This window comes from Pantoea sp. C2G6 (assembly GCF_051336815.1).
GTDB lineage: Bacteria > Pseudomonadota > Gammaproteobacteria > Enterobacterales > Enterobacteriaceae > Pantoea.
In genome coordinates, this window is record NZ_JBGMNJ010000001.1 from 258,712 (window position 1) to 277,376 (window position 18,665).

Consider the following 18,665-nt stretch of genomic DNA (forward strand, 5'->3'; position numbering starts at 1 on the left):
CACGCGCGGCACTGCATCCTGCGTCATCCATGAGGGCTGCGCTCAGTCACAATTCTGCAAACTGTGTGCCACAATTTTTAATGCATTAGATAACAATGAGTTAAAATTAACCCGAAAGAGGTAAGTGGAGTGGCCGGTCCGTTTCGGACCGTTTGGTCAAAAATCGCTGCACATTTTCCATGCAGGCTGGGCAAAAAAGGTGCAGGGCGCAGGTTAGGCAGCGCAGCATCCCTTTGCTATGATGCGATCAGACCAGATGGATGAGGTAAACGTGTGAAAAGTGATGAAAAAAAGCCAACGCGGCGCTCGCGTGCGGTGGCGGCGAAACGGTCGGCGATACTGGAGGCGGCGTTAACCCTCTTCTCACAGTTTGGCATTCATGGCACCAGCCTCGATAAAGTCGCCGAGCTGGCCGATGTTTCGAAAACCAATCTGCTCTACTACTTCCCCTCGAAAGAAGTGCTCTATGTAGCGGTGCTTAAGCAGATTCTGGATGTCTGGCTGGCTCCGCTGCGCGCGCTGGCGCACGATCAGGATCCGCTGGTAGCGATTCGGCGCTACATCCGGCTGAAGCTGGAAGTGTCACGCGACCATCCGCAGGCATCACGGCTCTTCTGCCTGGAGATGTTGCAGGGCGCGCCGCTGCTGAAAGGGGAGCTGGCGGGCGATCTCAAGCAGCTGGTCGATGATAAAGCGGCGATTATTGAGCGCTGGATCGATGAAGGGCGACTGGCGGGCGTCCAGCCGCAGCATCTGATTTTTATGCTGTGGGCCACCACGCAACACTACGCCGATTTCGCGACCCAGGTGGAGGCGGTCACCGGCCAGACGCTCAGCGATCCGGCGTTTTTCGATCAGGCGGTCGACAATGTGCAGCGCATGATCATCGAAGGGATCCGGGTGCGTTAACTCAGGTTACATTCACAGGCGGCAACGGAGTAAACCGATGGATTCTGTTTCGCAATGGGTACTGGGCGCCACGGTCAGCGTGGCGGTGATGGGGCGACGGGTGCCCATCTGGCAGGCCGCGCTGGTGGGTGGCGTCTGTGGCACGCTGCCCGATCTTGACGTTTTCATCGATCATGGCGACGCCATTCGCAACATGACGCTGCATCGCACCGACAGCCATGCGCTGCTCTGGCTCACGCTGGTTTCGCCGCTGCTTGCCTGGCTGGTGGCAGGGCTGTTCCGCCCGCGGCTGAGGTGGCTGACATGGTGGCCCGCCATCTGGCTGGCGCTGATTACCCATCCGCTGCTCGATCTGATGACGGTATATGGGACTCAGCTGGGTCTTCCGCTGACCGACCATCCCTACGCTATTGGTTCGGTTTACATCGTCGATCCGCTCTATACCTTGCCGCTGCTGATGGGTCTGGGTGTGGCGCTCTGGCGGCGCGGTGAACAGGGTGTACGCTGGAGCCGGATCGGACTGACCTTCAGCACGCTCTACCTGGTGTGGAGTGTCGTGATTCAGGGCGTGGCAGGCTGGCAGATCGGCGCGTCGCTGCGGGAGCAGGGCATTCCGGCCGATAAGGTGCTGGTTACGCCGACGCCCTTCAACACCCTGGTCTGGCGCAGCGTGATCATGACGCCGGACCGCTACGGCGAAGCCTGGTGGTCACTCTGGTCGCCTGATCGCCCGTTGCAGGTTAAGTGGTATCCGCGCCACCCGGAACTGTTCGACGCCTTCCGGGGGAGCTGGTACGCCGGGCGGGTGGCCTGGTTCAGCCACGGCTTTTACGCCATGCGTGAGCAGGATGGGCAGACCACTATCGCCGATCTGCGCATGGGAGAAGGGCAGAACTACACCTTCACCTTTGGTCTGGGCACCCCCGAGCGGCCCGATGCTCAGCCGCAGCGTCTGCCGTCCGAACGCCCCTCGCTGTCAGCCACCTTCTCCGCGCTGGGTGATCGGCTGTAAAAAAAAAGCCCGGTCAGATGACCGGGCCAGCACAGTAAGGCGGTGGATCAGTGGCTGCGACGACGACGCAGCAGCCAGCCAATCGCCAGCATGACAAACCACAGCGGCGTCACCATCAGCGCCTGGCGCGTATCTTCCTGCAAGGTAAGCAGCACCAGCACAAAGGCAAAGAACGCCATACAGACCCAGCACATAAATTTACCCAGCGGCATTTTGAAGCCGGACTGCGCGTGGCGCTGCGGATATTTTTTACGGTAGGCCAGATAGCTGCACAGGATGATGGTCCAGACAAACATAAACAGAATGGCTGAGACGGTGGTCACCAGCGTAAAGACCTTCATCACATCCGGGATCAGGTAAATCAGCGCCACGCCCGCCAGCAGACAGAAGCAGGAGAAGAACAGGCCGGTGGTCGGCACCGCACGGGCCGAGAGTCGCCCAAAGGCGCGACTGGCCACACCCTGCTGCGACAGGCCGTAGAGCATACGGCTGGTGGAGAAGATGCCGCTGTTGGCCGAGGAGGCCGCCGAGGTCAGCACCACGAAGTTGACGATACTCGCCGCCGCCGGCAGACCAATCAGCACGAACATCTCAACAAACGGGCTGCGATCGGCCATCACCTGGGTCCAGGGCGTCACCGCCATAATCACCATCAGCGCCAGCACGTAGAACATAATGACCCGCAGCGGAATCGCATTGATCGCGCGCGGTAACACTTTATGCGGGTCGTGGGTTTCCGCCGCCGCCGTCCCCACCAGTTCAATGCCGACAAAGGCGAAAACCGCAATCTGGAAACCGGCAAAGAAGCCGCTGAGTCCTTTCGGGAACAGGCCGCCATGATCCCAGATATTGCTCAGCGAGGCGGTGCCGCCGCCGGGTGACGGATAGTGCATCGACACCAGTACAATGCCGGTGATGATCAGCGCCACAATCGCGACGATTTTAATGATGGCGAACCAGAACTCCATCTCGCCAAACAGTTTGACGGTGGCAATGTTCAGCGCCAGGAAAATCACCACGCAGAGCAGGGCGCTCATCCAGATGGAGAAGCCGGGGAACCAGAGCTGGAAATAGGCGCTGATCGCCACCACATCGGCAATGCCGGTCACCACCCAGCAGAACCAGTAGGTCCAGCCGGTAAAGTAGCCCGCCCAGGGGCCGAGCAGGTCAGCGGCAAAATCGCTGAAAGATTTGTACTCCAGGTTGGAGAGCAGCAGCTCGCCCATGGCGCGCATAACGAAGAACAGCATAAAACCGATGATCATGTAGACGAAAATGATCGACGGTCCCGCCAGGCTAATCGTCTTGCCGGAGCCCATAAACAGGCCGGTGCCGATAGCGCCGCCAATGGCGATCAGCTGGATATGTCGGTTGTGCAGGTTGCGCCGCAGCTTATCCGGCCCTTCCTGCGTGATTGAGGTTTCTTTTGCGTGATCAACCATAAACGTGTCTTTCCTGTCTTGATGTTGTGTCAGCTCTGTTGGCTGTTACTGAACGAGGTTGCCCGTGGGCAAGACGGCATAAGATAGAGGAAGAGAGCCGGAAGCCGGTAACGGTTTTTTATCAATTGTGACACCGGCCGTCGCGGATCGGCTGATAAAACGCGATTTCGTTCAATCCTCCGTCAGTCTGGGTAATTATTCATCACGTTGTGTCAGCCCGGCCGCGTGCAGGCGATTGGGCTTCTACACTTTTTATTTGCTAATCATCATGCTGCCAGAGGGACGATGCGCACGCTTATCCTGTTTTTGTTGTTAATCGCGCTGGGCTGGGTCAGCTTACCCTGGCTGAAACAGCATCTGCCGCCGCAGTTCAATCCCTTTACGCCGCTCTCGGTCACCGATCCGCCGGGCTGGATGACACAGATGAAGATGAAACGGCTGGCCAGCGATCCCGACGCCTGCCTGGCGGTGATGCGCCGTGCGCAGCAGGCGGGCTTCGTCAGCTTCAGTGAGCGTCCGGCGGTCAGCGGGCAGTGTCCGCTCAGCCATCCGTTGCGCATTCAGAAGTTTGGCCCGGTCAGCCTCAGCAGCAGTTTTCTGGCCAGCTGTCCGATGGCGGTCGCCAGCACCATGTATGCCCTGCGCAGTCGCGCGCAGACCGCACAGCAAATGCAGAGTCCACTGGTACGGATTTCCCATGTCGGCAGCTACGCCTGCCGTAATATTTATCATCGGGCGCAGGGACGGCTCAGCGAACATGCCACCGCCGATGCCTGGGATGTCACCGCTTTTCAGCTGGCTGACGGGCAGCGGCTGGAGGTGAGCCGCCACTGGCAGCAGCCGGAAGAGAAGGCGGCCATGCTGCATACCCTGTGGCGCGGCGGCTGTGGCGTATTCGGTAACGCGCTGGGACCTGACTACAATGCGTCGCACGCTTCCCATTTCCATCTCGGTATGCGCGGCGCCGGCTATTGCCGATAAATCATCAGAAAGGATTAATACCGCTATTTGATCAAATAGGGAGGCGTCGCAGAGGAAAAAAACAAAACCACCTTTCCTCGCGGCGTGTGACATAAATCAAATGGCGTCCGGTAATGTTTTCTCCCGCTAATCATTAACCGCTCTCAGGACCAGCAGAATAAAGAGAAAATAGCGGGCTGATTAATCCCCCGGCTCAGCCGGGTATCTCTGCAAAGGGAGGCCGGAATGAAACCTTTTCACGCCGCGGCAGGGCGCAATATCGCAGCATTTACCACATTAATAAAAAATTGCGGTGAGAAGGTGGCCTGTAAACCCGGCAACGTGCTTATTTTCAGATGGTTTAGTCGCGTGATTATCAGCATAACTAAAATAGTGGCGGTGGCTTAATACAGTGTGGCGAAAAATAATTGTTGTCCGTTCTGATAGGGCTTTGCTCTCTGCGTCAGCGTCAGCCCGCTTTTTTTCTGCGGTGCGCAGCGCCATGCGGCATAGCGGCCGGTGCGACACTGTCTCTATGGTAGAGCGAACAGGAATGAGACGCGCTCTTATTTCGTAGGGAAATAGGTGCCAGGCTGGCTTTATCTGCGCACTGATAAATGACACGTTTAACGCCGGGTATAAAGACTAATTACCCCTAAATCGAGTAGCGCGATTAAAGATTATCATTCTGTTCTGGCAGGGCTGCTGGAAAATTAAGCGCGCTGGCGGGGATTGAAATCTTATAAGAAAAATCTTATTCTCTTCGGGTAATTGAATTTGCCGCAGTCGGCCTCACATTCAGCAGACAGGGGTGATTTTTTATTCACACCTGACGATGAAAATTTTATGCCCGGGCTATTACGGTGGGTTCATCACGCACAATAAATTTATTTTCTTCTGATAATTTATTTTTTATCTGATGAGCCAGAATCAATACTACCGCACTGGTGCGTGAAAAGAATGCTGAGGCAATATGTGTATCGAGAATTATTTCGCCTGGCGAGGTGAGGTGAAACAACAATTTCAGGCATTAACGGCTCTTTCTGAATTGAAAGCGTTATTGCAACGTTTAACAGAATCGCTGGGCTTCGACTACTACGCTTTTTTGATTCAGCATCCGGTGCCTTTTACCCGACCGCGCATTCATTTATATAGCACCTATCCCAAATTATGGGTGAAGCATTATGTAGCGCACAACTATTACGCGGTCGATCCGGTGTTGCAGTTGTGCCAGCGGCCAGGCCGGGGAATGGCCTGGACGGGGGAGTTGTTCAGTGAGGCAGGCAATCTGTGGCGTGATGCCAGGGCGCATGGGCTACAGAGCGGTTTTTCTTGTTCTGCAATGGCACCAAATCGTGTCATTGGTATATTATCTATCTCATCGCAGCAGCCTGTTTCTGTCCAGCCCCGTCATATGGAGCTGGAAGTTAAACTACACTTTTTAGCGGAACTAAGCCTGGATACGCTGGAACGCTTTAGCGATGACGCCATGATGGTACTGAAAAAAACGTTCAGTCAGCGCGAGCTGGAAATTCTGAAATGGACTGCCGAAGGGAAAACCGCGGTCGAAATTTCGCTTATTTTGTCGATATCCGAACACACCGTTAATTTTCACCAAAAAAATATGCAAAAGCGTTTTAATGTTTCCAATAAAACGCAGATTGCCTGCTATGCCGCGGCAATCGGACTGATTTGAATGAAAAGCAACTACTACCTTTGGTAGTTCCTTTGCACAATTCCGTTGTCTACCCTGCGCCGGGGCTTTGTCTGGGCTGGCGCAAAGAAATCATTGCAAACATGGGGATGTCAGAGGCGCATGATGAAAATAGTGCAAACGCAGTTAAAGGATATGCCATCCTCTTTGCTTGCCGAACTGGGAAGCTACCGATACAGCGTCTTTGCACGTGGCGAAGGATGGTCAATCCCGCCGCGTCTGAGCACGCCGGGGCAGGAGTACGATCGCTACGATCGTTCCGATGTCACCTGGCTGATTGCCTGGAATGCCCGTGACGGCATCAGTGGCTGCGCACGTCTGATGCCGTGGTTTGAGCCTGAACAGAGCGAAGGCATTGTGCTGCCGTTCAGCCATGAGAAAGTGTGGGAGATGTCGCGCTTCTCGGCACGGCTGGAGGTGGACGCTGAATTGCCGCTGAATATTCTCTGGCACGCGGTGCAGCTGGCGGAGCTGAACGGTATGGAGTACATCATCAGCTCGGCGACGCCGATGCTGGAGAAGATGTTTGAGCAGCACCAGGTGGTGTATGAGCCCTTAACGCCGGGATTGATCGTGTCAGAAGATAATCTGTTTGCGATCCGCATTCCGGTGGCGCAGCCCGCCCTGGCAGAGAAATATCGGGGCACACGCCGCTTCAGCCCGGAAGAGGTGCTGCCATCGCTGGGGGTCTCGGTCAACTGGCAGTCGCATAGCTGAATGAGTTGCCCCCGGACGCTGGGGGCAAAAGCTTACTGACGGTAAGCGGCTTTAATCTGCTTGATGGTATTGCTGAACACTTCCGCCTGTGGTTTATCGCCCAGCGTCTGCACATAGCGTTCCATGTTGATAATCACTTTTCCGGCGTCAGCCTGGCCCATTCCTTTCAGAATCAGGGTGATCATCATCTTCAGACCAGCGATTTCATCCGATAATTTCCGGGCTTCCTGCGAAGTTGCAAAATCTTCATCGCTCATGAGTTTCTCCTTGGTGAATGACAACTTGTTGGCAATCTGTCCGTATAGCAGTGCGTGAGTATATCACAGGGTCGTTAAGTTGCTGATGTAACCGGTTCGCTTGTATGTAAAAGCAGCGTTAATGCAGTGCTGCTAATTAATCGCCTGACGTAATCACGCGGGTAACCGCCTGGGCCGCAGGGCAGGAAGACTATCTCTTTGTTAAGCGGTCGAGTGGATTAATCTACTGAAAAACCAACATTTAAACCGTTATTTAAACAATTCAGAGGGCGCGGAATTAGCGTATTCTTCGCCAGATAGCGTGCGTCAGCCGAATCATGCACCCTGACCACTGTTTTGCTTTGTTGATGTGCTTTTGGGGTAAAAGCGGGTATGATTGCGCTTCTCAATAGCTAATTGCTCCCTCTTTTTTTAGCCTCTGGAGTCTCCCCGTTGATCAGTGTGCTTCTTGTTGATGACCATGAACTGGTACGTGCTGGTATCCGCCGCATCCTGGAGGATGTCAAAGGTCTGGTGGTGGTCGGGGAAGTGAACTGTGGCGAGGATGCGGCAAAATGGTGTCGTGCCAATCAGGTGGATGTGATCCTGATGGATATGAACATGCCAGGTATCGGTGGGCTGGAGGCGACGCGCAAAATCGTGCGTTACAATCCCGACATCAAAATCATCATGCTGACCATTCATACCGAAAATCCGTTGCCGGCTAAAGTGATGCAGGCGGGGGCGGCGGGCTACCTCAGCAAAGGCGCTGCGCCGCAGGAGGTGATCAACGCCATTCGCTCAGTGAACGCCGGGCAGCGCTACATCGCTTCAGATATTGCTCAGCAGATGGCGCTGAGCCAGATTGAGCCGCAGAAAGCGGAATCTCCCTTCAGCTGTTTGTCGGAACGGGAATTGCAGATTATGCTGATGATCACCCGGGGACAAAAGGTGACGGAAATTTCCGAGCAGTTAAATCTCAGTCCTAAAACCGTTAACAGCTACCGTTACCGCATGTTCAGTAAGCTGAACATCAGTGGCGACGTAGAGTTAACGCATCTGGCCATTCGACATGGCCTCTATAATGCGGAGCCGTTAATCAGTAGTGAGTAACGTTTTTGATTCCAAAGCTTTTCTGAGTACGGTAACCAGCAAGCCCGGCGTTTACCGCATGTATGACGCCTCAGAGACCGTCATCTATGTGGGCAAAGCCAAAGACCTGAAGAAGCGTTTGACCAGCTATTTTCGCACTCAGGTCGGCAGTCGCAAAACCGAAGCGCTGGTGAGTAACATTCAGCACATCGATGTCACCGTAACCCACACCGAAACCGAAGCGCTGCTGCTTGAGCACAACTACATCAAGCTCTACCAGCCGCGCTATAACGTACTGCTGCGCGACGATAAATCCTATCCTTACATCTTTCTCAGCAGCGACACCCATCCGCGTCTGGCGATGCACCGTGGCGCGAAACATGCCAAAGGCGAATACTTTGGCCCGTTCCCCAACGGTTACGCGGTGCGTGAGACCCTGGGGCTGCTCCAGAAAGTCTTCCCTATCCGCCAGTGTGAAAACAGCGTCTACCGCAATCGCTCCCGACCCTGCCTGCAATATCAGATTGGCCGCTGTCTGGGGCCCTGTGTGGCTGGCCTGGTGAGTGAGGAGGAGTATGCGCAGCAGACCGACTATGTGCGTCTGTTCCTGGCGGGCAAAGATGACCAGGTGCTGAACCAGCTGGTGAAACGGATGGAAGAGGCGAGTATTGGCCTGCGCTTTGAAGAGGCCGCGCAGCTGCGCGATCAGATTCAGGCGGTGCGACGCATCACCGAAAAACAGTTTGTCTCTAACCAGGGCGATGACCTGGATGTGATGGGCGTGGCCTACGAGGCGGGCATGGCCTGCCTGCACGTGCTCTTTATCCGCCAGGGCAAAGTGCTGGGCAGCCGCAGTTACTTCCCCAAAGTGCCAGCGGACACCGATATGGCCGAAGTGGTGCAGACCTTTGTCGGACAGTTCTACCTTCAGGGCAGTGAAGCCCGCACTCTGCCAGGCGATATTCTGCTCGACTTCACCTTACCGGAGCGCGAGCTGCTGGCGGAGTCGCTGAGTGAACTGGCGGGTCGACGGGTCAATATTCAGAGCAAGCCGCGCGGCGATCGCGCCCGCTATCTGAAACTGGCGCGGACCAATGCCGCGACGGCGCTGACCACCCGACTATCGCAGCACTCCACCATCCATCAGCGGCTGGCGGCACTGGCGGAGTTTCTTGATCTCGACAAGATTACGCGCATGGAGTGTTTCGATATTAGCCACACCATGGGCGAACAGACCATCGCCTCCTGCGTGGTGTTCGATTCAAATGGCCCGCTGCGTGCCGATTATCGTCGCTATAACATCAGCGGGATCACGCCAGGCGATGATTACGCCGCGATGAATCAGGTGCTACGTCGTCGCTACGGTAAAGCGATTGAAGAAGATAAAATCCCGGATGTCATCCTGATCGACGGCGGTAAAGGGCAACTGGCGCAGGCGATTGAGGTTTTCGCTGAGCTGGATGTGCCCTGGGATAAAACCCGACCAATTTTACTGGGCGTGGCCAAAGGCAGCGATCGTAAAGCCGGACTGGAGACACTCTTCTTTGAAGCGGAAGGTGAGGGGGTTTCTCTGCCACCGGACGCGCCGGCGCTGCACGTCATTCAGCACATTCGTGATGACGCTCACAATCATGCAATTTCGGGCCACCGTAAAAAGCGGGCTAAAGTGAAGAACACCAGTGCGCTTGAGAGCATTGAAGGGGTGGGGCCGAAACGCCGCCAGCAGCTGCTTAAGTACATGGGGGGCCTGCAACCGCTGATGAACGCTTCAGTGGAAGAGATCGCCAATGTTCCCGGCATCTCACATGCGCTGGCAGAAAAAATATACTACTCGTTGAAACACTAGCATTGAAACGGGGGGGGCAATGTAGGAACATAGGTGAAATTCTACCTATTCCAGACAGTTACCGGCATATGCAATTAAACATTCCGACGTGTCTCACCCTGTTTCGAGTCGTGCTCATCCCGTTCTTTGTGCTGGCTTTCTATCTGCCGTTTTACTGGGCTCCGCTTGCTACCGCATTGATTTTTATCTTTGCTGCCGTCACCGACTGGTTCGACGGCTTTCTGGCGCGCCGCTGGAAGCAGACGACCCGCTTTGGCGCTTTTCTCGACCCGGTAGCGGATAAGGTACTGGTGGCGATAGCGCTGGTGCTGGTCGCGGAATATTTCCACGCCTGGTGGATTACCCTGCCTGCCGCCACCATGATCGCGCGCGAGATCATTATCTCCGCGTTGCGCGAGTGGATGGCGGAGATTGGCAAGCGCAGCAGCGTCTCCGTTTCCTGGATTGGTAAAGTGAAAACGACGGCACAAATGTTGTCTCTTTTTGCACTGCTGTGGCGTCCTGACGCCACCGTGGTCGCGATTGGTGTGGCGGCGTTATATGTTGCGGCGGTGCTGACTTTCTGGTCGATGTTCCAGTATTTAAGCGCAGCGCGCGGCGATCTGCTCGAACCGTGATCGATACGATTTAAAAAGCAGCAAACGGACACGCGGTGAGGATAATTTTATTGACTCATTGCGTCAGGTCAGTAGAATGCATCGCATCGAACGGCAGCCAGTCTGCCAGAAGATAAAGAAAATCAGCAGGTTCGATGAAGTTGCTGAAAAATGCGGGAATAGCTCAGTTGGTAGAGCACGACCTTGCCAAGGTCGGGGTCGCGAGTTCGAGTCTCGTTTCCCGCTCCAGATTCGCAGGTCAGGTTAGCCTGACGGCACATCAGTTTAAGGCGCGTTGGCAGAGTGGCTATGCAGCGGATTGCAAATCCGTGTACCTCGGTTCGACTCCGGGACGCGCCTCCAGTTACACCCTGCCCGGGTGGTGAAATCGGTAGACACAAGGGATTTAAAATCCCTCGATCGTAAGGTCGTGCGGGTTCAAGTCCCGCCCCGGGCACCATATCGAATTACCAATAAAATCAATGATAAGCAGTGTCGTATGACCGCCCCTCAGAGGCGGTTTTTTTGTGCTGCAATCAGTTTCCTAATATCACTTCCTAATATTATTTCTTCTTTGCCTGCCCACCGACCACAGGAACTACAACGATTTTCCTGTCATACGCCGCAGTCTGCTCAACATTTTTATGGCCTGTAATAGCGCGCTTTTCGTACAAATCACCCTCCAGATCAGAAACCCCCTTTGCCTTCAAATCGTGAAATGTGAAATCAAATAGTAGCTCTGGAAATTTTTGCTTTGCTGCTTCGCGTGCAGCACTCCAGCGACTATTAAACCCGTCCCGGGTATAGCCAGAACCGTTAGGCTGGTGGATGATGAAAATACTACTCATCCCGGGTTTAAGGGTAAGTTCAGCAGCCATTTTGATTGCTGCTGCAAACCGTGGCGACCACGCTTTAATCTGAGCAACACTGGTTTTACTCTGTTTAATCAGTATGCCCTCATCCACGATCTGGCTCTTTTTCATTGCGAGAATGTCACCCTGACGCGAGCAGGTGAGGTAGGCCAGTTCCATAGCTATCTTGACCACATCAGGCGCGCATGAATAGAGAGCCTGGTACTCTGCATCGGTCACATACCGATCACGCGACACCTCCTTGAACTTTTTAACCCCTTTCGTTGGATTGCCCTTAACCATGCCACGCTCATAGCCCCAGCGGTACATGCGGGACATAAACGCTTTTTCGCGGTTGGCCTGCACCCGGCTCTTTAATCCGCGCTTGTCCATGTACTTTCTGACGTGCTCTGGCCTGATTGCATCAGAAGGCATGGCCCCGAAAACAGCTAAAACATTTTTTGAATATTTCAGGTAGTCCCTCTGTGTCTCCCGCGCCAGTTCAAAAAAATCAGCCGATCTGAAAAAACGCTCAGCCAGTGACGACAACAACTTATCATCAGGTATTTCGTTAATTAGCGCCTCATACGCAGCCCATACCGCAGACTGAGCAGCATCCAGATTACAGAGACGAATAGCGCCACCATTTTTTGGATGGAACTCATATGCCGATCTGCCACGATATACGCGAGGGGGCATCCAGGCATCGGCGCTATTTTTGCGAACGCGCGCCATTACTCTAATGCTCCGAAATTAGGTTCATACTGATCAACGATTGGGGTTTTACGCGACGATAATGGATCATTAAAGTGCTGCCAGGTAGTTCTGGGGCGACCCCGGTGAGTTTGGGCTATCTCAGTATGCTGGTGGCTCTGATATTTGGGTTGTTTTTTATTTCACGCTATAGCAAACTCGTTCCAGACGTCGCGATATATAATATTTCCATCAGTATATTTCCAGGTGATCGCCGCATATCGTAGTTCAATAGTTTCAAGATGGGTGCTGCTGAGACCATTGGGTGCCAGATAGGGCGATATCGTGGTAATTTTTATATGATCAAGCATTATATTAAAATATTCCTGTTCAATTCCTGATTCAACAATGCGATACATTTTTATTGTGCCTTTCCTGAACGTACGGCCCTCACAGACTCCTCGATAAAGGAGCGGCGTTGTCTGGTCGAACTCTTTAACGATAGTTATAGGGCTGTGAATACGCGATCCGGTTAGTTTTCCTCTGGATGTATCGACTGGAATGGTAATGTGATGTGAGAAAGATTTTAACTCAATAGAATTTAACCGTAAGGGCATCTGGCAACTACCAACGATTGGTGAGCCATTTTCATCCTCAAGCCATAAATGAGCTGGTGTAGACATGTTATTTCCTTATAATAAAAAATAATATTCGCCAAGGATTTTTATCATTTAACGATTTTTGTAAAGAATATTATTACCAATGCCACGAAGACAGGTATGGGCCAGTAAGGACCGTCTGGAAAAATCCGTACAAAGATTATTGAAAAAGCAAGAACAAGCAAAGGCGGACCATAAACTTCAGTCATTGATTTAAAGGCTCTTCTGAAAAAATTGAATGTAAAATTTTTCATCATCTAATCACTGGATCATTTTAGTAATTATTTTTATGATTTCACTATCAGAAGGGTATGGCTCCCTGAGCGCCCCCGATCTATCAAATAAAGGATCAAGCAAGAAATACATCATTTCCAGATCATTGGCGTATAAAGCTGCATAATATGCAGGCAGGGCATAACTTAACCGGTTAGCGCAATCTGCCGCTTTCTGAACTACCCCATACATTCCAGCAATGGCAACAGCAGTACCAGCCTTGCGGCCAACCAGTGTGCTCATATCAAGACTCAGTTTCATGCCAATAGCAACAGCCGCCGTAACTGCTAAAACAAAACCGTGCTGAGTGAGATTACTGGCTCCTATGTGTATGTTCATCCCTATCAACGATTTTTTGATGCGGTCTATCTGATTATTATTTTTATTTCTGAATACTGCTTCAAAATATATTTTAAGCATTTCAATAATAATATCTTCATGACTTAAAACTTTAGAGGCTCCTTTGATAAATCGTATATCCTCTTTTTTTTGTTGCTGACAAACCTCCTGGTATGCTTCAGTAAAACATGATGTGTAACAAACTGCACGCCGTACGCCTGCGCCGATGTTTTTAATCTGATTCGATACTGCATCATTAACATCAGAAAACGCATGGTCTAGTTTTTTAGCTAAAATGTTGTTTGACTGTAGGTAAGTTATAACTTCTTTGTTATATGGCATAACCCTATCCTTTTGGTTATATATGAACCAACAAAGTAAAGGGTGCATATTTTTATGTAAACAGGCATATGATTTGGTAATGCGTTTGATCAAATTAATCTGGAATATATTCCGAAGTTTTGGTGAGAAAATTCATCATGACAACCGGAGGCTTTATTTTTTAAGCCTCTTTGAACCGGAGACGTTATGATTAACGAATTTGCTAATTAACTGCCCGATGTCACGGGTGCAGTTATAGGGGACGTTGTCTGGCAACTGATAGCTATCAGGGAACTATACCGACCGATGATCTGAAAAACCTTCACAACATGCCCTAAAAAATATCTCTAACCTATTGAAATAGTTGTGGTCATTTTAATGCTCATATTATGAGAAAATCAGCTAATATTATTTTATAAGTGTTCAGTATCTTAATTAAAATGCCTCGATCGTAAAGGCGTGCGGGTTCAGATCCCGCTTTGGGTACCCTGTTTCTTCCAAAGAAAAGCAAATATAATCAAAACAATATGCAGTAATGCCGTAACCGCCCAAGGGCGGTTTTTTTGTGTCTGCAATCCTCCTCCAGAATCGCCTCTCGCTTTAACCGCAAAAGCCTGTCAGCCGCGTGAGCTGAACACCAGTTGATCGTCCGTGTCACTGACCAGATACATCGGGTGGGCTTCACCACTGGAGGAGACAAAGGTCACCTCATGTCCGACGCCGATCGTCCCTAGCGCATCAACTGGCTGCGACTGCTTCTGAATCTCCAGCACCATTCGCGAATCAAAGGGTTTGTCATTGACCGTATCGATACGGTAATGGGCCGTGAAATTCAGCTCGGGTTGATCAATCACATAAAATTGTCCTGACGGCATAGTGATAACCTCTGCAAATTATTGGCGGTAAATGTACCGGTCGCCTGGGGCTTAAGGTTAGTTCAATAATTCACTGCTGTAAGAGATACCCGGTTATTTCTCAGGTCATTCACGTTTTTAAAAAATAACTACCGCTTGCGCTTGCCTGGTAACCCGGCGGCACTACCCTTGTTCAGACAGGCCAGCTTCAGATCAAACAAAACCGCGAAAGGGCGCATTGATGTCCCGAAAGGCAGACCCGGAGAGTCTGGTTTGAAGGGGGGCGGAAAGCGTCGCCGGTGAATGGTGGGATTTGATACCGGACTGTCACGCAGCAGATCAGCTGACAGCGTAAAATCTGGCACCATAATCAGACGCCAGCCAGCGTCGGCACAATGTTCGGGCATGGTATAAAGGCATTACTGCAACCCCTGAGGGTTGACGATGCGGGTTCAACTCCTGCTGCCCGGTCCATCCGCAGTTAAAATAATATGTTTCCCGCAATAGCAGCTGATCCCTCACTCATTATACGGCCCACGCCACTCTGACTTTGCGCAGGTTCCCGCAGCACAGCGACGACAACGCTGCAACCCCGGTTTATCGCCAGACGCCACAAAGCAGGAGAGCCAGCCCGATACCCAGGCTGGCTGTCGTATCAGGCGTGCGGTTGCCCGACCGGCCCGCTGACCGCGGGTGCCCCCATCGGCTGTTGTCCGCCTGGCGGTGGGGGTGGCGGGGCATCTCTGCCGGGCGGAGGCGGAGCACAGGCGGTGAGGGTGGCAAGCAGAGCCAGGGCTGACAACAGGCGTACAGTGGATTTCATCATAAATTCCTGAACGGGTAAGCGGAACAGAAAGTATAGATAACCCGCGTAAAAGCGTCTGAAGCGGATAAAAATTGTGTCAACCAGCGTAAATTGCTGACGATTATATGAGGCAGCTCTCAACCCCGGCGTGATGACCATGCGTTTCAGCGCCAACCCGGCTAAGGTAGCGCATCATCTAAGAGGAGTGAATATGAATGGCATAATGAAGTTCGTCCGCGGCTGGCTGGTATTCTCTTTGCTTTGGGGCGTGTTCATGTGGTTTATGTCATGGCAGCAGCAGGGCAAAGAGCCCGGTCTGGCAGTGCTGATGAGTCTCTACGCCGGTTTAATCTACCAGGCGCTGATGACGATGGTGGCCCGCTACAAAGCGCGGCGGCAACAAGCCTGAAGGGTTCTGCTGCCCAGGCGGCAGCAGAACGCCGACACTTAGCCGAAATTGCCGGTTAAGCGGCGATGAAAATCTGTGCTGCGGAGATCCAGTCCCTCAATGGTCACCTCCGCGCCGTAACGCTGATAGCGATATTCAATGCCATCCAGCGCCGCGACGCTGGAGGCATCCCAGATCTGCGCGTGCGTTAAATCGATGATCACCTTTTTTGGGTCATGGGCATAATCGAAATGCTCAAACAGATCGTTGCTGCTGGCGAAAAACAGCGGTCCGCGCACTACATAACGCACCGATTCACCCTCTTCACTCAGCTGGCGCTCTGCATGAATAACATGCGCAATTCGACGGGCAAACAGCAGCATCGCGAGGATCACCCCCGCCAGCACGCCCAGCGCCAGATTCCCGGTCCAGACCGTCACGGCGACCGTCAGCACCATAATCAGCGTTTCCGACCAGGGCATCCGTTTCAGCGTAGCGGGCTGGAGGCTGTGCCAGTTCACGGTTTTTACCGCCACCACCATCATAATCCCCGCCAGTACCACCATCGGGATCTGCGCCATAATCTGGCTCAGTCCGGTCACCAGCAACAGCAGCACCAGACCGGCAGCCACGGTGGAAACCCGGCTACGCGCCCGGCCCAGCTCAACGTTGACGATAGTCTGACCAATCATCGCGCAACCGGCGATCCCACCATAAAAACCCGCCAGGATATTGGCCACACCCAATCCCCAGGATTCGCGGCGCTTACTTGAAGGGGTATCGGTCAGATCGTCAACCAGCTTGGCGGTCAGCAGCGACTCCATCAGTCCGACAAATGCGATGCTCAACGCGGTAGGCCAGATGATTTGCAGGGTTTGCAGGTTCAGCGGCACCAGCAGGCTGTTAAAGCCGGGCAGACCCGCACTCATCGGGCCTTCATCGCCGACGTTCGGCATCCGGTAGCCCATCAGCAGCGCCACGGCAGTGACCACCACAATGGCGACCAGCGGCGAGGGAACGCTTTTCAGCAGGCGCGGCAGGAGCAGGACGATAGCCAGCGTCACCGCAAAGAAGATCCACACCAGCGAGGATTGCCCCCAGACGTGCGGCACCTGCGCAAAGAAAATCAGCACGCCCAGCGCATTAACAAATCCCAGCATCACCGAGCGCGGAATATAGCGCATCATGCGCGCCAGCCCGGCGACGCCAAACAGGATCTGAATCACGCCGCCCATCACCACCGCCGGCAGAATATATTCGACACCATGCAGATGGACCATCGGACCGATAACCAGCGCCACGGAACCAGCCGCCGCGGTGACCATCGCCGGACGACCGCCCAGAATCGATAAGGTCAGGCAGAGCACCACGGATGCGATCAGGCTCACTTTCGGGTCGACGCCAGCAATAACGGAAAAGGAGATCACTTCAGGGATCAGCGCCAGCGCGGTAATGACACCGGCCAGGCATTCGCGGGTCAGCAGCGCCGGTGAGCGCAGAACACGCCCCACGCTGATATCCGCCGCCACAACAGGGGGTGCGGTAACATCGTTAGTTTGAGTCATAAAAGATTGCAGGCTCTTTGGTTGTTTTGCTCTCGCGCGAAAGGCGAGACGATCAGGATAAACAGCGAGGGGCAGATATTACCGGGGGTGTGACGAAGATACCAGACTAAAGCGGCAGACGCCTTCCCTGGCGTCGCGGTTAGAGCGAGAAATCGTCCGGGGTTTTGCAGACCACTCGTTCAAGCAGCTGACGATAGATCTCCAGTGACATCCTGTCGCTTTCCAGCTCCAGCCGGTGGATCAGTTTCGAAATAATCGCCTTGTTGTTCACCGGCATGCCCGATTGCAGAATTTCTGCGACGATAATGCCGAGCATCTCCATATCGCTGGCCGGTTTATTAGCGGCATCGTTAAAGTAATCCGCAATTTCTTTATCGGTCTGAGGAAGTGTATTTTGCATGTGTCAGCCCTTCAAAACAGCCCGATTCCGTGTCGGATGTCAGGACAAAAAAGAGGTCAAAAAAGCCTTCGCATGGACAGATGCGAAGGGACCGTCATCAAAATTAAAGCGGGAAAAAATGACCTCTGAAGGTGGAAATCCACTGACACCTTCAGAGGCGACGCAAGTGCATCATTCGTTACAGAGTCGCATGACAACTCGTGGCAATAAAGTTATACAATGAAACCGGATCTGTACAATCAGTTACCTTAACAAAACGTGCTATTTACTGTTTAACAACCACTTACGCAGACTAATCCGACGCAAAAACGATACAGAGAATTTGTACAGGTTACTGTTTCTGCCAGCGGCAGCACCTCGATGCCGCTGACAGGATCGCGGCGCAGATCTTTCCCGTTTTCGGTTGCCGCTTTCAGGCTGGCGGACGTCGGGAGATGGCCTCTGGACATTCTGCTGTGATCTACTAATTATTAACAGATCGGGCGCTTTTCATTAGCGTTTCACTTTGCGTATAATAACGCTCTCATTTAATTAGATCTCTCACTATTAGGCCGCTAACCTTTGTTACAGCATAAACGCACTTTTACCCATTTACTGCATCTGACCGCGCACGCCTGGCGACTGGCGGTCGATCGTCATCTCAAAGACAGCGGCCTGAGCACCAGCAGCTGGATGGCCATCGGCCTGATTGCCAGTGAACCCGAGCCCATGACGCAGACCGAGCTGGCTCAGCAAATGGGTCTGGAAGACGCCAGCATGGTGCCGCTGGTCGATCGACTGGTAAAACAGTCTCTGCTGTCGCGGGTCCAGCCCCCGGAAGATCGGCGCAAGCGTCATCTGGTGTTAACCGATAAAGGCAATGAAGCCTTTGCCAAAGTGAAAACCCAGGCAGACGCGCTGCGCGCGCAGATGCTGTCAGATATTGATCCGCAGGATCTGGCCGTTACCGAGCGGGTGCTGCAACAGCTGCTGAGTCGCATGGGAAGCATGTAA

Annotated in this window: 19 protein-coding genes and 4 tRNA genes; 15 read left to right on the forward strand and 8 right to left on the reverse strand. The window is 53.0% G+C overall.

What is annotated here, in order from left to right; all coding sequences use genetic code 11:
- The first annotated feature begins 273 nt into the window (after positions 1–273).
- Positions 274–909, forward strand: a complete 636-nt coding sequence (rutR, locus tag ACCW71_RS01185; protein ID WP_436369070.1) for an HTH-type transcriptional regulator RutR — start codon at positions 274–276, stop codon at positions 907–909.
- A 37-nt stretch (positions 910–946) separates the two neighbouring features.
- Positions 947–1,921: a metal-dependent hydrolase gene (locus ACCW71_RS01190; RefSeq protein ID WP_436369071.1), complete on the forward strand. Its 975-nt coding sequence runs from the start codon at positions 947–949 to the stop codon at positions 1,919–1,921.
- 47 nt (positions 1,922–1,968) lie between these two features.
- On the opposite strand, the gene cycA is transcribed toward ACCW71_RS01190, so the two are convergent.
- Entirely contained in the window at positions 1,969–3,363 is a 1,395-nt protein-coding gene (gene cycA, locus ACCW71_RS01195; RefSeq protein ID WP_436369072.1) for a D-serine/D-alanine/glycine transporter, read from the reverse strand.
- 285 nt (positions 3,364–3,648) lie between these two features.
- On the opposite strand from cycA, the gene ACCW71_RS01200 reads away from it, so the two are divergent.
- From ACCW71_RS01200 to ACCW71_RS01215, 4 genes are all read left to right on the forward strand, one after another.
- Positions 3,649–4,344 (forward strand): extensin-like domain-containing protein, encoded by a 696-nt coding sequence (locus ACCW71_RS01200; protein WP_436369073.1) that lies wholly within the window; start codon positions 3,649–3,651, stop codon positions 4,342–4,344.
- A gap of 225 nt (positions 4,345–4,569) precedes the next feature.
- Entirely contained in the window at positions 4,570–4,731 is a 162-nt protein-coding gene (locus ACCW71_RS01205) for a hypothetical protein (protein WP_436369074.1), read from the forward strand.
- A gap of 565 nt (positions 4,732–5,296) precedes the next feature.
- A complete protein-coding gene (sdiA, locus tag ACCW71_RS01210; protein WP_436369075.1) occupies positions 5,297–6,019 on the forward strand; it encodes a transcriptional regulator SdiA in 723 nt (240 codons plus the stop codon).
- A 123-nt stretch (positions 6,020–6,142) separates the two neighbouring features.
- A complete protein-coding gene (locus ACCW71_RS01215; protein WP_436369077.1) occupies positions 6,143–6,754 on the forward strand; it encodes an autoinducer synthase in 612 nt (203 codons plus the stop codon).
- Positions 6,755–6,786: 32 nt separating this feature from the next.
- Here ACCW71_RS01215 and ACCW71_RS01220 read toward each other — a convergent pair whose 3' ends face one another.
- Positions 6,787–7,011, reverse strand: a complete 225-nt coding sequence (locus ACCW71_RS01220) for a DUF2594 family protein (RefSeq protein WP_094121818.1) — start codon at positions 7,009–7,011, stop codon at positions 6,787–6,789.
- Between the two features lie 432 nt (positions 7,012–7,443).
- Between ACCW71_RS01220 and uvrY the strand changes: the two genes are divergently transcribed.
- From uvrY to ACCW71_RS01250, 6 genes are all read left to right on the forward strand, one after another.
- Complete coding sequence (gene uvrY, locus ACCW71_RS01225) at positions 7,444–8,103, forward strand: UvrY/SirA/GacA family response regulator transcription factor (protein WP_436369078.1); 660 nt, start codon at positions 7,444–7,446, stop codon at positions 8,101–8,103.
- The gene (uvrC, locus tag ACCW71_RS01230; RefSeq protein WP_436369079.1) at positions 8,096–9,928 is read left to right on the forward strand and encodes an excinuclease ABC subunit UvrC; all 1,833 of its coding nucleotides are present in this window, start codon (positions 8,096–8,098) and stop codon (positions 9,926–9,928) included. Before uvrY ends, uvrC begins: the two co-directional genes overlap by 8 nt.
- Before the next feature lie 68 nt (positions 9,929–9,996).
- Positions 9,997–10,545 carry a CDP-diacylglycerol--glycerol-3-phosphate 3-phosphatidyltransferase gene (pgsA, locus tag ACCW71_RS01235; protein ID WP_436369080.1) on the forward strand — a complete coding sequence of 183 codons (549 nt, stop codon included), beginning with the start codon at positions 9,997–9,999 and terminating at the stop codon, positions 10,543–10,545.
- A 152-nt stretch (positions 10,546–10,697) separates the two neighbouring features.
- Positions 10,698–10,773, forward strand: a tRNA-Gly gene (locus ACCW71_RS01240).
- A gap of 40 nt (positions 10,774–10,813) precedes the next feature.
- Positions 10,814–10,887, forward strand: a tRNA-Cys gene (locus ACCW71_RS01245).
- A gap of 10 nt (positions 10,888–10,897) precedes the next feature.
- Positions 10,898–10,984 (forward strand) — tRNA-Leu (locus tag ACCW71_RS01250).
- A 103-nt stretch (positions 10,985–11,087) separates the two neighbouring features.
- On the opposite strand, the gene ACCW71_RS01255 is transcribed toward ACCW71_RS01250, so the two are convergent.
- The 4 genes from ACCW71_RS01255 to ACCW71_RS01270 form a co-directional block, all read right to left on the reverse strand.
- Positions 11,088–12,110 carry a tyrosine-type recombinase/integrase gene (locus ACCW71_RS01255; protein WP_436369081.1) on the reverse strand — a complete coding sequence of 341 codons (1,023 nt, stop codon included), beginning with the start codon at positions 12,108–12,110 and terminating at the stop codon, positions 11,088–11,090.
- A gap of 161 nt (positions 12,111–12,271) precedes the next feature.
- A complete protein-coding gene (locus ACCW71_RS01260; protein ID WP_436369083.1) occupies positions 12,272–12,751 on the reverse strand; it encodes an Hcp family type VI secretion system effector in 480 nt (159 codons plus the stop codon).
- Positions 12,752–12,988: 237 nt separating this feature from the next.
- The gene (locus ACCW71_RS01265; RefSeq protein ID WP_436369084.1) at positions 12,989–13,681 is read right to left on the reverse strand and encodes a hypothetical protein; all 693 of its coding nucleotides are present in this window, start codon (positions 13,679–13,681) and stop codon (positions 12,989–12,991) included.
- 596 nt (positions 13,682–14,277) lie between these two features.
- The gene (locus tag ACCW71_RS01270; protein ID WP_436369085.1) at positions 14,278–14,514 is read right to left on the reverse strand and encodes a hypothetical protein; all 237 of its coding nucleotides are present in this window, start codon (positions 14,512–14,514) and stop codon (positions 14,278–14,280) included.
- 399 nt (positions 14,515–14,913) lie between these two features.
- Here ACCW71_RS01270 and ACCW71_RS01275 point away from each other — a divergent pair.
- Positions 14,914–14,988, forward strand: a tRNA-OTHER gene (locus ACCW71_RS01275).
- A 542-nt stretch (positions 14,989–15,530) separates the two neighbouring features.
- Positions 15,531–15,728, forward strand: a complete 198-nt coding sequence (locus tag ACCW71_RS01280; protein WP_436369086.1) for a DUF6404 family protein — start codon at positions 15,531–15,533, stop codon at positions 15,726–15,728.
- Positions 15,729–15,766: 38 nt separating this feature from the next.
- Here the strand turns inward: ACCW71_RS01280 and ACCW71_RS01285 are convergent, their stop codons facing one another.
- Both ACCW71_RS01285 and ACCW71_RS01290 read right to left on the reverse strand, forming a co-directional pair.
- The gene (locus ACCW71_RS01285; RefSeq protein ID WP_436369088.1) at positions 15,767–17,272 is read right to left on the reverse strand and encodes a SulP family inorganic anion transporter; all 1,506 of its coding nucleotides are present in this window, start codon (positions 17,270–17,272) and stop codon (positions 15,767–15,769) included.
- A 139-nt stretch (positions 17,273–17,411) separates the two neighbouring features.
- Positions 17,412–17,672 carry a biofilm/acid-resistance regulator YmgB/AriR gene (locus ACCW71_RS01290; RefSeq protein ID WP_436369089.1) on the reverse strand — a complete coding sequence of 87 codons (261 nt, stop codon included), beginning with the start codon at positions 17,670–17,672 and terminating at the stop codon, positions 17,412–17,414.
- Between the two features lie 561 nt (positions 17,673–18,233).
- Here ACCW71_RS01290 and ACCW71_RS01295 point away from each other — a divergent pair.
- Positions 18,234–18,665 (forward strand): MarR family winged helix-turn-helix transcriptional regulator, encoded by a 432-nt coding sequence (locus ACCW71_RS01295; RefSeq protein WP_436369090.1) that lies wholly within the window; start codon positions 18,234–18,236, stop codon positions 18,663–18,665.